We start from the raw sequence: 13865 nt of genomic DNA, 5'->3' as shown, positions 1-13865 counted from the left end.
CATGAAGCAATTATTTGATGATGTCTCTTTCAAATGTAGTAAGTTAGTTACAAAGAATTATAGTACTTCATTTTCATTGGCAGTGTATATGCTTTCGCCCATCATTAGGGATGCGATATACAGCATTTATGGTTTTGTACGTTTTGCCGATGAAATTGTAGATTCATTTCACGGTTTCGATAAGGAAGAATTGATTAATGATTTCGAAAAAGAATATTATAAATCATATAATTCCGGAATAAGTCTGAATCCAATTTTGAATTCTTTTCAGCACACAGTGAAGAAATACAATATTACTGATGACTTGATTCAGGCTTTTTTAAAAAGTATGAAACTAGATTTAGTTAAGTCTGATTACAATACTAAAGCCGAATATGATGAATATATTTATGGCTCTGCGGATGTGGTTGGATTAATGTGCCTCAAAGTTTTTGTAGCCGGAAAAGACCAAAAATATGAGCAGTTAAAAGACGAGGCCATGCGTTTGGGTTCTGCTTTTCAAAAAGTTAATTTTTTGAGAGATTTGAAAGACGATAACCTAGTTTTGAACCGCAATTATTTTCCTGGTGTAGACTTGAATTCATTCGATGAAAATGCCAAGAGAATGATCATAAAGGAAATACAGGATGATTTTGATGTAGCCTATCAGGGAATTTTGAAATTACCTATCGAAGCCAAATTTGGGGTATACACCGCATTTGTCTATTACAAAAAACTATTGAAGAAATTAGAAAACACACCTTGTCATGAAATTGGAAATGCAAGAATTCGGGTTTCTAATTATACCAAAGCCGGATTACTGGCACAATCTTTCGTGACCTACAAGTTGCGATTAGTATAAATAACAGCACTAATTTTTAAAATGTACATTCTAAATAAATAAATAATGATTTCTTTTTTAATCTTTTTAGGTGTTTTCCTTTTTATGGAATGCGTGACTTGGATGACTCATAAATATGTAATGCATGGTTTGATGTGGTATTTTCATGCCGATCATCACCAACCTAAATATGCTAATGTATTCGAACGAAATGATATTTTCTTTGTGATTTTTGCCGTACCCAGCATCGTTCTTTTTTACTTTGGCGTGCAAGGAGGAATGAATTACCTGTTCTTCATTGGACTCGGAATCACATTTTACGGTTTCTGTTATTTCACGATTCATGATGTCTTGATTCATCAACGGTTTAAGTGGTTCAAAAACACGAATAACAAATATTTAATAGGCTTACGGAAAGCACACAAGGTGCATCACAAACATTTGGGAAAAGAACATGGAGAGTGTTTCGGAATGTTATTTGTGCCTTTCAAATACTATAAAATGTAAAGTTTAATTGGGGCGTGACCCGCTGAAAAAGCGGGTCGGGCTATCCGTTCCCGCTTTTTTATACCTGGCCAAAAACCCAGTTATAAAAAGAGCTCCACTTTTATCCCTCACGCGAACCCAGTGTTCTATGAAGGTAGTTATCCTTAAAACACAACCATGAAAATATACAAACAAGAAACCGTTCAGCATGTCAATGCAACTGTAGAAGAATGCTGGACTTTTTTTTCAAATCCAAAAAATCTTCAGAAAATCACACCGGAAGGAATGGGTTTTCAAATCACTGATTTTGATCATAAATCCATGTATCCGGGGCAAATTATTCAATATAAGGTAACGCCACTTTTTGGGATTACTTTGTCGTGGATGACTGTAATTACCCAAGTTAAAGAAAATAGTTATTTTATTGACGAACAGCGTTTTGGTCCGTATAGTTTTTGGCACCACAAACATTTCTTTGAAGCAATACCAAACGGAACCAAGATGACCGATGTAGTACATTACGGACTGCCACTGGGCTTTTTGGGCCGAATCATGAACACGTTAGTTGTTAAAAATAAATTGAAATCCATTTTCGCTTACCGTGTAACTAAAGTGGACGAAATGTTTAATGCAAAGTAATGAGCAAACAAGAGGTTTCTTTTTTTTGGTTCAGACGCGATTTACGTCTGGAAGATAATGTTGGATTATTTCATGCTCTGAAATCCAAATATCCAATCGTTCCATTGTTTATTTTTGATGACTCGATTTTAGACAGTTTACAAAAAAACGATGCTAGAGTGGGTTTCATTTACGAATCACTTTCTAAAATAAATACCCAACTTCAAGAAATAGGAAGTTCACTTTTAGTAAAAAAAGGAAAAACGCTGGAAGTTTGGCAATTACTCTTACAAGAATTTGATGTAAAGGAAGTCTTCTTCAACAAAGACTACGAACCGTATGCCATACAACGAGATACAGTCCTTTGTGACGTATTAGAAGCCAATAATACAATCTCTTATTCTTTTAAAGACCAAGTAATTTTCGAAGAAAAAGAGATCACAAAAGCGGATGGATTACCATACACCGTTTATACACCGTTTAAAAATAAATGGTTAGAAAAATACAAATCATTAGCTCCAGTTCAGGAATATGATGCCACGAATATGTTTTCTAATTTCTATAAAGGTGACTTTGTTTTCCCGTCTTTAAAACAAATAGGTTTTGAAGAAACTCCTATAAAAGTAAAACCGCATAATTTAAAATTTGTTGCTAATTATCAAGATATAAGAGATTTTCCAGCCTTGGATCAAACCTCTTATCTGTCGCCACATTTGCGTTTTGGGACCGTAAGTGTTCGCAAATTAGTGAACTGGGCATTTCATAAAAATGATGTCTTTTTGAGTGAATTGATTTGGAGAGAATTCTTTATGCAAATATTATTCAGTTTTCCAAAAGTGGTTACCCAAAACTTTAAATCAGCTTACGACGGGATTCAGTGGCGCAATAACGAAGAAGATTTTAAACGATGGTGTTCGGGAACTACTGGATATCCTATGGTGGATGCCGGAATGCGTCAGCTCAATGAAACCGGATACATGCACAACAGAGTTCGTATGGTGGTAGCTAGTTTTCTTTGCAAGCATTTATTGATTCAGTGGCAATGGGGTGAAGCCTATTTTGCTCAAAAATTATTGGATTATGAATTGTCTGCCAATGTTGGAAATTGGCAATGGGCAGCAGGAACGGGTTGTGATGCGGCTCCTTATTTCCGTGTTTTCAATCCGGAAATCCAACAAAAAAAGTTCGACGAAAAAGGAATCTACATCCGAAAATGGATAAAAGAATTTGATTTAGGATACGGAAAACCAATGGTTGAGCATGCTATGGCACGAGACAGAGCAATTGCAACATATAAAGCCGGAATCTTGAAGTGATTTATTTAACATATAAATCATTTAAGTTTTTAAGCATGACCTTAAAAACTTAAATGACTTATATTTTTAAAAAGTAAAATTATTTAATCAATTTCTGCAGCATTCCCTCAAAAATAAACCCGTGAAACGGCAAAACAGAATACCAGTATAGTTTTCCCCAAATTCCTCTGGGTCTGAAAGTCGCTGCTTGATACAAAGTATTTCCGATAATTTTAAATTCGAGCCAAGCTTCACCCGGTAGTTTCATTTCTGCAAATAAAATTAATTTGCCCTCTTCTTTGTTGGCATACAAAACACGCCAAAAATCCAAAGCATCCCCAGAATGAATATCGTGTCGGTTTGTTCTTCCTCTTCGAGAACCCACACCTCCGTATAATTTGTCAATAAAACCACGTAAATTCCACAACCAATCGCCATAATACCAACCCGTATCTCCACCGATGGACCAGATTTTGTTGATGGTAAAATCTCGGTCTATGATTTCTTTTTTACGGCGGTCAATAAAGCAATCCTTTTTTGGAACCTTTAAATATTCCGACATATAGCTGCTAAAACGCCCACTGACTAAGGAATCTTTCCAGCTCGAAACTACTTTGTCTTCGTCTACTTTTAAGAGAGCTCGTGAAAGTGCTTGTTTGTAAGACATGGGTTGCAATTGCAACAATTCATTTATTTTATGGTCTCGGCATACAACTTCTACTTTCATACTGCTAACCAATGCGGATGCCAGTTTATATGAAGTTGAGGTTACAAAATACAACCAATACGATGATAATTTTGGAGTCATTACTGGAATCGTGAAAATCCATCGTTTTAGTTTTTTTGCCTCCGCAAATCCCAAAAGCATTTCTTTATAGGTTAAAATATCTGGTCCGCCAATATCAAAACTCTTATTATAAGTAAACGGATTCAATAATGATTTAGATAAAAAATCGAGTACATCTGGTATTGCAATAGGTTGGCATTTAGTATTGAGCCATTTTGGAGTAATCATTATGGGAAGTTTATTCACTAAATCCCGTATTATTTCAAACGAAGCGCTTCCTGAACCTACAATGATTCCAGCTCTTAAAGTCGTTACTGCAAATGCTCCAATATTTAAAATATCTTCTACTTTCTTTCTGGAGGACAAATGTTTCGATAACGATTTGTCATTTACAATTCCGCTCAAGTAAATGACGTGCTGAACGCTAGTTTCATTTATTCTTTGTACAAAATTAAGGGCAGATATGCTTTCTAATTCATCATAATTATCAGCAGAGCCTGACATGGAATGAATTAGATAAAAGGCTCCGTCTATATCATTTGGAATGGTTTTTAATGTTTCTTGTTTTAGAAAATCAACTTCAATTATAGTGACATTTTTTTTTAATTCTATTGGACAATAAAACCTGTTTTTATCTCTCACACAACAGATTATCTCATGGCCTTGTTCTGCCAATAATGGTAAAAGTCGCTTTCCGATGTAACCTGTTGCACCTGTTAAGAGAATTTTCATGGTTTTGTATTTTTTCGCAGTCAAGGCACTAAGTTTATTGCTTTAATTAAACAAGCTTTTCTTTTAGTTTTTGTTCCTTTGTGGCCACTTTTAATCTGTTTTCTTAGTTGTAAAAAATTAAAATCAACTCAGTTTATTAGAAACTAAACTGATAAATTCTTTTCTGGTTTTGTCTTTTTCAAAAGCACCGGTAAAAGAAGAAGTCGTGGTAACGGAGTTTTGTTTTTGAATCCCTCGCATTTGCATACACATGTGTTGGGCTTCAATGACTACAGCTACACCAAGTGGGTTTAAAGCTTCTTGAATACAGTTTTTAATTTGGTCAGTTAGGCGTTCCTGAACTTGCATTCTTCTTGCAAAAGCATCCACCACTCTTGGGATTTTACTTAATCCTACAATTTTACCATTTGGAATGTAAGCTACGTGTGCTTTTCCAAAAAACGGTAACATGTGGTGTTCGCACATGGAATATACCTCAATGTCTTTTACTACGATCATTTGTTGGTGATCTTCGGTAAACATAGCAGATTTCAAGATTTCTAACGGATCCAGCCCGTAGCCATGAGTCAAATATTGCATCGCTTTGGCCACGCGTTCCGGTGTTTTTTCAAGACCTTCTCTATTAACGTCTTCCCCTAAATTTTCAATTATGACTTTATAATTATCAGCTAATGCTTCCGTTATTTCGGTATCATATTGCTCAATTTTCTCGTAACTTTTCATTTCTTTTATCATGGTATTCTATATTTCAATTTTAAGTTTGGCTAATTGTTTTATTTATTTTGTAATGAACTATTTAGAAAAATTAAGCACTTTTCTAAATAAACTTAATTCCTTAATGGTTAAAAATTTATTTTCTAGATGGTAAATAACAACTTCTTTACATTTTAAAAGTCACTATTCCGTAATCCATTTCGAATACCTGACCTGAAATTGATTTCGCATTTTCTGAAATCAGGAAGTTGGCCATATTAGCTACTTCTTCCGGTTTTAAATACCCTTTCATCGGATGGCGATCCACCATATTTTCTTTCATGCGGTCATTTCTTAAAATTCCTGCTGCAAGTGACGTTTCAGTAATCGTGGGAGCTATGGCATTGATGCGTACTACCGATGCCAATTCTGCTCCCAGCGATTTCACTAATCCTTCAACACCAGCTTTTGCAGTAGCGACACTGGCATGAAATGGCATGCCTAATTTTGCTGCTACTGTGCTGAATAAAATAATTGATGGATTAGTTCCCTTTTTTAAAACAGGTAAATATTTCTGAATGGCCTTTACAGCACCAATGACATTAATTTCAAAATCATTTCTGAAATTATCGATACTAAGACTTCCGATGGGTTTCAAATTGATGGAACCCGGACAATAAATCAGGGTGTCAATAGCCTCAATTTCCGGAAGTGAATCCTGCAAAACATCTGCAGAAAAATGTTTCAGGTTGTGGTGTATAATTTCTGGTGCATTTCGACTAATGTTGTATACCCTGTTTGTCTCTAATTGTTGCAACAAAATGGCACTGCCAATTCCTTTACTACCACCAATAATTACTATGTTTTTCATATTTATTTCTCAATCAGTTATTTAAAATTTATTTTTGGGTTTGTTTAGTATTATCAAAAAATTATCGTTTGGAAATCTTATTGTTGTTAATCTGTCTTTGCATCGTACATTTAAATCGACCTTCCCGAAAATCCCTTAATTTTTCATGTTTTGTTTTGCGACCTTGAACTCTTTCACGCCACATTCTAAAACTGGAAGGTTTCATTTCGATTCGCATTAAGTCAATAACTTCTTGCTCTTTTAGTCCAAATTGAATTAAAATAGCATCAAATGTGGTTCGGTCTTCCCAAGCCATTTCAATTATTCTATCTTTTTCTAAATCAGTTAGTTCTTTTTTTGTAGTCACAATATTTTATTTATTTGAAATTGCGGTTAATTTTTTAGATTCTTATTGAAAATTATTCGCTGTCGCCAATGTCAGCCATTGTATGAAGTCCCAATATCCGCGAACTTTCTTCTTTTACTAATGGATTTTTTTTCATTTTCCATAAAAAATCACTGGCAAATTTTCTAGTTCTTTCCATATTTACAATTGGTCTCGGATAATTAATACCCACTTCAAAGTCATTAAACTTCTGGTCTAAATAGGTCATTTTATAGGGTTCATGTACAAATACCCTTGGCAAATTTTGCAATTCGGGAACCCATTTTTTTATAAATTCAGCATCCGGATCGTGTTCGTAACTATTCTTTATTGGATTATAGATACGCAACATATTGATTCCGGTTTCACCAGCCTGCATTTGTAACTGCGGAAAATGTATTCCGGGTTCAAAATCTAAAAACATTTGTGATAAATGATGGGTTGCTTCCTGCCAAGGTTGCCATAAATTATGGGTAAAAAAGGACACTAACATGGCGCGCATCCTAAAGTTCAAATAACCAGTTTCATTCAAACAACGCATGGAAGCATCGATTAATGGAAATCCCGTTTGTCCTGTTTTCCAGGCATCAATATAATTTTTATTGATTTTCTTTTTTAATGAATGAAAACCTTTGTTGACGCTTTCAAACTCCATGACTTCTTCCATTTCAAATTTTTGAATGAAATGCGCCTGCCAAGTCAGTCTGGAAATAAAGGAATCGATTTGTTTTTTGTCGCTGCAATTCAATCTGAACGTGGCTGCTTTTTGCAACACTTGTCTGGAAGATAAATTTCCCCAAGCGATGTAAGGGGATAATCTGCTGCAACTTTTTCGTGCCAATAACGGTTTTGAAATATGAGAATTATAATTGTGATAGCGCTCATCAAAGAATGTTTGCAAATATTTACCCGCCATAGCTGAACCTCCCTTTTGGAAAATAGCATCTGGAATCGTCTCTAAATTAGTCTTTTCAAATGCTTTTTCTAGTTCCCTTATTGCTTCCGAATTAAGGAAATTTTCTGGATTATTGTCAAAAATATATTGGGGTTGGTTCATGTATTCTTCCCATTTAGTAACCCAATTTGTTCTGTTTCTCAATGCTCTGAAAATACCGTTATTGGTGTTCTCAATCCAATTGATTTGATTGTTTTTGCAAAATCGTTTGAAGGTTTTGTCTCTTTCATAAGTGACTTTTATACCAGTTTCCTGATGCGAGTAGACCGTGTCAATTTTGTATGTTTCTTCAAGGATATTGAATACGGGAAGCACTTCTGAAGACACCGCTAATACTTGTGTGTTCGATTGTTCCAGTTGTTTGTTTATGTCTACAAGTGATTGCTTGATGAAATTCCAGTGTCTTGGACTGTAATGCGAATCATTCTCTAAAGATTTTTCGAATACATAAAGCAATAAAGTGGGTGTATCTGATTTTGTGGCATTAAAAATAGCTTCGTTATCTTGTAAACGAAGGTCTCTTTTAAACCAAACTACATTGATGTGTTTCTTGTTTGTATTCATTTAATTTTTAAAATAGTTGTTGTTGTAGCCATAATTTCTGAAATTTTGATTGTCCGTCATAATTCTCGGCTTGTAACTTAATATTAAATTTTCGATCTCTTGGGTCGTTACCAACTCCCGAAACATACATCCAATTCCCATAATTGCTGTGTACATCGTAATCAATGAGCATTGCTTCAAAATAGGCAGCTCCTATACGCCAATCTAGCAGCAGATTCTTTGCAAAATAAGAGGCTACGTTTTGTCTACCGCGATTGCTCATCCACCCTGTTTGTTGCAATTCAATCATATTAGCATTTACAAAAGGCTCTTCTGTTGTACCATTAGTCCAATTTTTTATCCCTGATTCATTGGTTTTCCAATCGTATTTTTTAGATAAAATTCCTCCAATTTTAAAAATCGAATTTCCATTTTTCATTGAAACGTATTTAAAATAATCCCTCCAAATCAATTCGAAAATCAACCAATATGTTGAATCATTTTTCTCGACAACTTGCTCATATTTATTAATTTCCCAATAAATAGTTTTTGCCGAAATAGAGCCATTGGCCAACCAAGGGGAAAATTTCGAACTAAAATCGGTTCCAATTAATCCGTTGCGGGTTAATTTATAAACACTTAGTTTTTTGGTTTCCCAAAAATAATTTTGCAACCTTTTCATTGCTTCATCTTCACCGCCAAGAAAAGGGAACGCCGTTCTGGAATCCATTTCAAAATCAATAAATCCCAAAGTTTTCATCGTAGGGATTACAGTTTCGTTTGCAGCCCAATTTTCTTTAGGCATCGGTTGAACAGTAAATTCAGGTCGGACGATTGTTGATTTTTCACACTGATTCCTGAATTGTGTAAAAACATTTGGAATCGATGCAATGTCAAATGGAATGTCTTCTGGATGAAATAAGAACTGATTGTACGTGCTTTTAAAGTTTGTAGAATCTGGAACTTTAGCTTTTATATTCTCCAAAACTTCCATTTCCTCACTCGTCCATTCTTCTTGGAAGTAAACAGAATTGATTTCATGTTGAGCAATAATTTCCGGAATACAATCTTCTGGTTTTTGGTGATAAACCAAAAGCAGAATATTTAAATTTTCCAGATTTTGTTTCAATGCAACTACCGATTCAATTAGAAACTTGGCTCGGAATTTTTCTGTTTTCTTAAAACCAAATCTTGTTTGTTCAAAATGCCTTGGATCAAAACAATACACTGCAATTACTGTGTTATTTTCAATATTAGCATTTGTTAAAGATTCATTATCATGGACTCTAAGATCATTTCTAAACCAAACTAACCCTTTTTGTTTCTTTTGCATTTTTCACTACAATATTTGACTTCGTCCCAAACCTTATCCCATTTTTTCCGCCAACTAAAAGGTCGGTTACAAACCTCACACATTTTTGAAGGCAGATTTTCCTTTTTCACTAGTTGTATTTTTGATATTCATTCACAACAATTGTCGCTTTTAAATCAAACATTAAATTGTATAATCCAAAAAAGGTTCTGTTCATATAAATGAAATGTTTGGAACCTCGATTGCCATTCATTTTTCTAAGATTGGTGTCTTTTGAGAATCGTTCGCCCAATTGTGCGATACTTTCAAAAAATGCTGCGTCCGAGAAATCAAAAGTTTCAGTTTGAAATGGTTTGGTGAAAAGCGATAATAAATCGTAAAACATTTGAGTAAAATAGTCCACTTCTTCTTTGGAGTCATCCACTCTAAGGATTTCTAATTCGAATAATTTTTGACTAAAAAGTTTCTTGTTATCAATCACTTCTTTGTTTATTAATTCGAAATAAGGAATATAGAAGTTATTTGGTATTTGTTTCATACAACCAAAATCCAATGCTACCAACTGGTTTTTATCGTTTACCAAGAAATTTCCCGGATGCGGATCAGCATGTACTTTCCTTAAAATATGAATTTGATACATATAGAAATCCCACAAAGCCTGACCAATTTTGTCCGCGATTTCTTGATTGTCATTTTTATTTGTAAATTCCGAAAGATGAATTCCTGTCATCCAATCCATTGTGATAATCTTCTCAGATGAAAATTTTGGATAGTAATTCGGAAAAACTAAATTGTCAATTTTTTTGCAAGCCTCAACAACTTCTTGGCTTTGTTTCAGTTCCAATAAATAGTTAGTTTCCTCAATTAATTTATCTTCAACTTCCTTGAAATACTTATCAGAATCTTTTCCTTGAAGGTTAAACATCCTAATCGCTATTGGTTTTACCAAAGCCAAATCAGATGAAATACTATTGGCTACGCCAGGATATTGAATTTTTACAGCCAGTTTTTTACCGTTTTTTACAGCTATGTGAACTTGTCCGATACTTGCGGCATTAATAGAATTTGCGTTGAATTCATCGAAAATCTCATATGGTGTTTTGCCAAAATTAGTCTTGAAGGTTTTTAACACTAAGGGTGCTGAAAGCGGTGGGACTGAAAACTGTGATAATGAAAATTTTTCTACATAAGCCTGCGGCAAAAAGCTTTTGTCCATACTTAGCATTTGTGCTACTTTCAAGGCGCTTCCTTTAAGACTTTTCAGTCCGTCATAGATATCTTCTGCATTGTCTTCATTTAATTTATCACGAGTTAAATCAGAATTGACCATTTTTTCTCCGTAATACTTTAAGTAATTTACACCAACTTTTGCTCCAGTTTGCACCAGTTTTGTAGCTCTTTCAATTTTTGACGTAGGTATATAGTCTATAGTTTTCATTATTTGTTGTGTATTTTTTCTTTAAAAAGGAATTTTCCAAAATCGATTAAGCTTTCAATAGGTGCAATGTTCATTAATTCAAATGTGGCTTTTATTGACTTCTCTATATATAGGTCTGTCTTCTCGAAAGCAGGTGATGAGTCTTCTAACCAAAATTTTACTGTCAATAAAAGTTGTATCCATGAAGTTTCCTGAATAGCTTTTTCCTGAAAATTTTGAAATTTTTCCTGTTTGATTCGGTATTCATCTGAAATAATTTCTGATACATAGTTTTTGAAACTGTTTCTCAAACTGGAGAGTTGCATTAAATTTTTTAAATCATTGTGATGCTGTTTCAAACTCATGGTTACATAACTTCTATTAGCAGTCAATAATTCAAAGAATGTAAAGTAAAAACTCAGCATTTTACTTTTCATATCGTAGGTTTCATAGTTTGAGTCTTTATGAAGTAATTCGACCGTTTTTTCTAGAAACATTTTGAATATTTCTTTCTCTACACTCTCTAGGGTTCCAAAAAAACTGTAAAATTCAGTTTCAGAAAAATTATTCAGTTTAGTGAAATTATAAACGGATTTTGGTTTGTCATTATTTTCCAATGTATAATCCATATACATAGAAACTATTTTATCTCTTGTTATTGCTGATTTTTTAGTTGCCATTTTTAATGTATTTCAAATTAGAGTATAAAGGTAATGAATGTTTAACTTAAATCTATTAATGTTAAACAAAAATTAATGTTAATGTTTATATGAATCAAAATGATTAGATTTGTTTTGTTATGAAAAAAAATATATTAATAAGCGGAGGTTCAGGATTTATTGGAAAACACTTGACTGATTTATTAATTGAGAAAGGATTCTCGGTTTCTATATTAAGTCGAAGTGATAAAAAAAATACAGCTAATATTTCGTATTACAAATGGGATGTTTCTAATCAAAAAATTGATGAAGCTGCTGTAATGAATGCGGATTATGTTATTCATTTGGCAGGTGAAAATATTGCTGAAAAAAGATGGACTGCTAAAAGGAAGCTAGCAATAATTGATAGTAGAGAAAAGTCAACACAATTGATTTATTCGGTTCTTAGAAAAAATAACAAAAAATTGGATGCCTTTATTTCAGCTTCGGCTGTTGGGATTTATGGTGCTGTTAATGGAGAAGAAGTATGTACGGAAGAAACTTCCTTAGCTCATGATTTTCTGGGTTCTACCTGTCAGAAATGGGAAAGTTCAATTGATTTTATTGAAAACTTGCGAATACGCACTGTGAAAATACGCACTGGTTTAGTATTGGGTAAAGAGGATGGTTTTTTAAAAAAATTACTTCCTGTTTTTAAATATAGATTAGGTGCTGTTTTAGGTTCGGGTAAACAATATATGCCTTGGATTCATGTTGATGATTTGTGTCACATATATCTCGAGGCTGTTGTAAATGAAGAAATGAACGGGCCTTATAATGCCGCAATAAATGATTCGGCTACGAATGCAATTTTTTCTAAAACGCTGGCGCGAGTTTTAGGTTATTCTATTTGGTTGCCCAATGTTCCTGAATTTGTGTTGAAATTTCTAATGGGCGAAATGTCCAAAATTGTTCTAACGGGGAGAAGAGTATCATCAGCAAAACTTGAAAAATTAGGGTTTCAATTTAAATATAAAAACTTGGAAGAGGCTCTTAGGAGTTGTTTAATTAAATAGCTTTATTGTAAAACACAATAAAGCTGGGTATTTACGTTTTTTGATACTTTGCTTCGTACTATAAATGGAATTTCGATTCTGAAATCATCAGTGTTTAATGGGAAAATAGTACTTAATTCGATTCCTTGTGCTCCTTTTTTTATTATACCCGTAACAATGATTCTTTTTGATCTTCCGTGCATCGTAATTTTTCCTGTAATTTGGTATTCAGTAGCATTGGAGTCAATATTTTTCAGGTCAAATTTTTCGATTATACCTTTGAAAATTGCTTTAGGAAAACGACGACTCTCCATATAATTAGCATTAAAATGCTCCTCCATTAAACTTCTTTCAAATTGAAAATTTTTGATGATGGCCAAACAAGTTATCTCCCCAGTTTTGGTTATCAAAACACAGGATGTTTGTTTGTTTATTGCTTTTACCTCTTCAAAGAAAGGAACTGAAGCCTCAAAATTGATGATTCCTTTATCAGTGGTCATTTTTTCTTGTGCAATAGTAGTAGTAGCTATAAAAATTAGGAAAAGGAGGGTAATTTTTTTCATCGCCTTTTATGAATTAAACTACTTAAAGTTACGAAATTTCAAAGAAATTAGTGTACGATTAGCGATAAATAATCGCATTCCAGAAGCTGATTGTGTAATTTATATTGTAATTAATTTTCAGACCCAAAAAGGATTAATTTGAGGTTGAAAATTACTCAGAGTAGTTAACGTAAGTCTAGCTGTATATTATACTTTTCAAGGCTTGCCAGCGATTCAGGTGAACTATAATCAAATACTTCTTCATGTAGATCTTTTTCCTTTTTTAAGGCTATTTGTTTGATGCAATTGCAAAAACGGCGTACTTCATTTAGATTGGAAAGGATTAGACCGGGAACCAGAACACTTTTACCTTCTTTGTCTTTGGCAACCATAGTAAAATAAGAGGAATTACAATGTTTTATTTTTCCTGTTTGAATGTTTTCTGCCTCAACCCGAATGCCTATAATCATAGAACTGTTACCTACATAATTCACACAAGCTTTCATAGTAACCAGTTCGCCAACTTCAATTGGTTTAAGGAAATTTACCGTATCTACTGATGCTGTTACACAATAATTTCCTGAGAATTTTGAAGCACAAGCAAATGCAATTTGATCGAGTAAAGACAAAATATAACCACCATGAATTTTTCCGCTAAAATTGGTGTGTGAGGGTAGCATCAATTCTGAAATACTGATATTTGATGAGGCGACAGTTTTAAAAGTAGTATTCATAAA

16 protein-coding genes are annotated in these 13865 nt (G+C 33.6%); 5 read left to right on the top strand and 11 right to left on the bottom strand.

Features of this window, described 5'->3' with window-relative positions; genetic code table 11:
- Position 1: 1 nt before the first annotated feature.
- The 4 genes from T410_RS00470 to T410_RS00455 all read left to right on the top strand — a co-directional run bounded on the left by T410_RS00470 (position 2) and on the right by T410_RS00455 (position 3240).
- The gene (locus tag T410_RS00470; protein ID WP_035667666.1) at positions 2-841 is read left to right on the top strand and encodes a phytoene/squalene synthase family protein; all 840 of its coding nucleotides are present in this window, start codon (positions 2-4) and stop codon (positions 839-841) included.
- Between the two features lie 45 nt (positions 842-886).
- Entirely contained in the window at positions 887-1327 is a 441-nt protein-coding gene (locus T410_RS00465; RefSeq protein ID WP_035667664.1) for a sterol desaturase family protein, read from the top strand.
- Between the two features lie 156 nt (positions 1328-1483).
- A complete protein-coding gene (locus T410_RS00460) occupies positions 1484-1945 on the top strand; it encodes an SRPBCC family protein (protein ID WP_035667663.1) in 462 nt (153 codons plus the stop codon).
- The gene (locus T410_RS00455; protein WP_035667661.1) at positions 1945-3240 is read left to right on the top strand and encodes a deoxyribodipyrimidine photo-lyase; all 1296 of its coding nucleotides are present in this window, start codon (positions 1945-1947) and stop codon (positions 3238-3240) included. The genes T410_RS00460 and T410_RS00455 overlap by 1 nt, the downstream gene beginning before the upstream one ends.
- 79 nt (positions 3241-3319) lie before the next feature.
- Here T410_RS00455 and T410_RS00450 read toward each other — a convergent pair whose 3' ends face one another.
- The 9 genes from T410_RS00450 to T410_RS00415 all read right to left on the bottom strand — a co-directional run bounded on the left by T410_RS00450 (position 3320) and on the right by T410_RS00415 (position 11573).
- Positions 3320-4738: an SDR family oxidoreductase gene (locus T410_RS00450; RefSeq protein WP_035667659.1), complete on the bottom strand. Its 1419-nt coding sequence runs from the start codon at positions 4736-4738 to the stop codon at positions 3320-3322.
- A 123-nt stretch (positions 4739-4861) separates the two neighbouring features.
- Positions 4862-5473 (bottom strand): GTP cyclohydrolase I FolE, encoded by a 612-nt coding sequence (folE, locus tag T410_RS00445; protein ID WP_035667657.1) that lies wholly within the window; start codon positions 5471-5473, stop codon positions 4862-4864.
- Positions 5474-5618: 145 nt separating this feature from the next.
- Positions 5619-6302, bottom strand: coding sequence for an SDR family NAD(P)-dependent oxidoreductase (locus tag T410_RS00440; RefSeq protein ID WP_035667654.1), 684 nt, complete (start codon positions 6300-6302; stop codon positions 5619-5621).
- Between the two features lie 61 nt (positions 6303-6363).
- Positions 6364-6648 carry a TIGR03643 family protein gene (locus T410_RS00435; RefSeq protein ID WP_035667652.1) on the bottom strand — a complete coding sequence of 95 codons (285 nt, stop codon included), beginning with the start codon at positions 6646-6648 and terminating at the stop codon, positions 6364-6366.
- A 52-nt stretch (positions 6649-6700) separates the two neighbouring features.
- Positions 6701-8185: a cryptochrome/deoxyribodipyrimidine photo-lyase family protein gene (locus T410_RS00430; protein WP_035667650.1), complete on the bottom strand. Its 1485-nt coding sequence runs from the start codon at positions 8183-8185 to the stop codon at positions 6701-6703.
- Positions 8186-8192: 7 nt separating this feature from the next.
- Positions 8193-9497, bottom strand: a complete 1305-nt coding sequence (locus T410_RS00425) for a DASH family cryptochrome (RefSeq protein ID WP_035667648.1) — start codon at positions 9495-9497, stop codon at positions 8193-8195.
- Positions 9473-9607 (bottom strand): DUF2256 domain-containing protein, encoded by a 135-nt coding sequence (locus tag T410_RS16625; protein ID WP_081897787.1) that lies wholly within the window; start codon positions 9605-9607, stop codon positions 9473-9475. Before T410_RS16625 ends, T410_RS00425 begins: the two co-directional genes overlap by 25 nt.
- Entirely contained in the window at positions 9607-10914 is a 1308-nt protein-coding gene (locus T410_RS00420) for an AarF/ABC1/UbiB kinase family protein (protein WP_035667646.1), read from the bottom strand. The genes T410_RS16625 and T410_RS00420 overlap by 1 nt, the downstream gene beginning before the upstream one ends.
- A complete protein-coding gene (locus T410_RS00415) occupies positions 10914-11573 on the bottom strand; it encodes a TetR family transcriptional regulator C-terminal domain-containing protein (RefSeq protein ID WP_035667644.1) in 660 nt (219 codons plus the stop codon). Before T410_RS00415 ends, T410_RS00420 begins: the two co-directional genes overlap by 1 nt.
- Positions 11574-11692: 119 nt before the next feature.
- Here T410_RS00415 and T410_RS00410 point away from each other — a divergent pair, with 119 nt between their 5' ends.
- A complete protein-coding gene (locus T410_RS00410; RefSeq protein ID WP_035667643.1) occupies positions 11693-12607 on the top strand; it encodes a TIGR01777 family oxidoreductase in 915 nt (304 codons plus the stop codon).
- 2 nt (positions 12608-12609) lie between these two features.
- Here the strand turns inward: T410_RS00410 and T410_RS00405 are convergent, their stop codons facing one another.
- Positions 12610-13149, bottom strand: coding sequence for a YceI family protein (locus T410_RS00405; protein ID WP_035667642.1), 540 nt, complete (start codon positions 13147-13149; stop codon positions 12610-12612).
- A 164-nt stretch (positions 13150-13313) separates the two neighbouring features.
- Positions 13314-13862: an acyl-CoA thioesterase gene (locus tag T410_RS00400; RefSeq protein WP_035667640.1), complete on the bottom strand. Its 549-nt coding sequence runs from the start codon at positions 13860-13862 to the stop codon at positions 13314-13316.
- Positions 13863-13865: the final 3 nt, after the last annotated feature.

It is taken from the genome of Flavobacterium sp. 83 (genome assembly GCF_000744835.1).
Classification (GTDB): domain Bacteria; phylum Bacteroidota; class Bacteroidia; order Flavobacteriales; family Flavobacteriaceae; genus Flavobacterium.
Note: the sequence above shows the minus strand (reverse complement) of the source record. Positions and strands in the feature narration are given on the sequence as shown.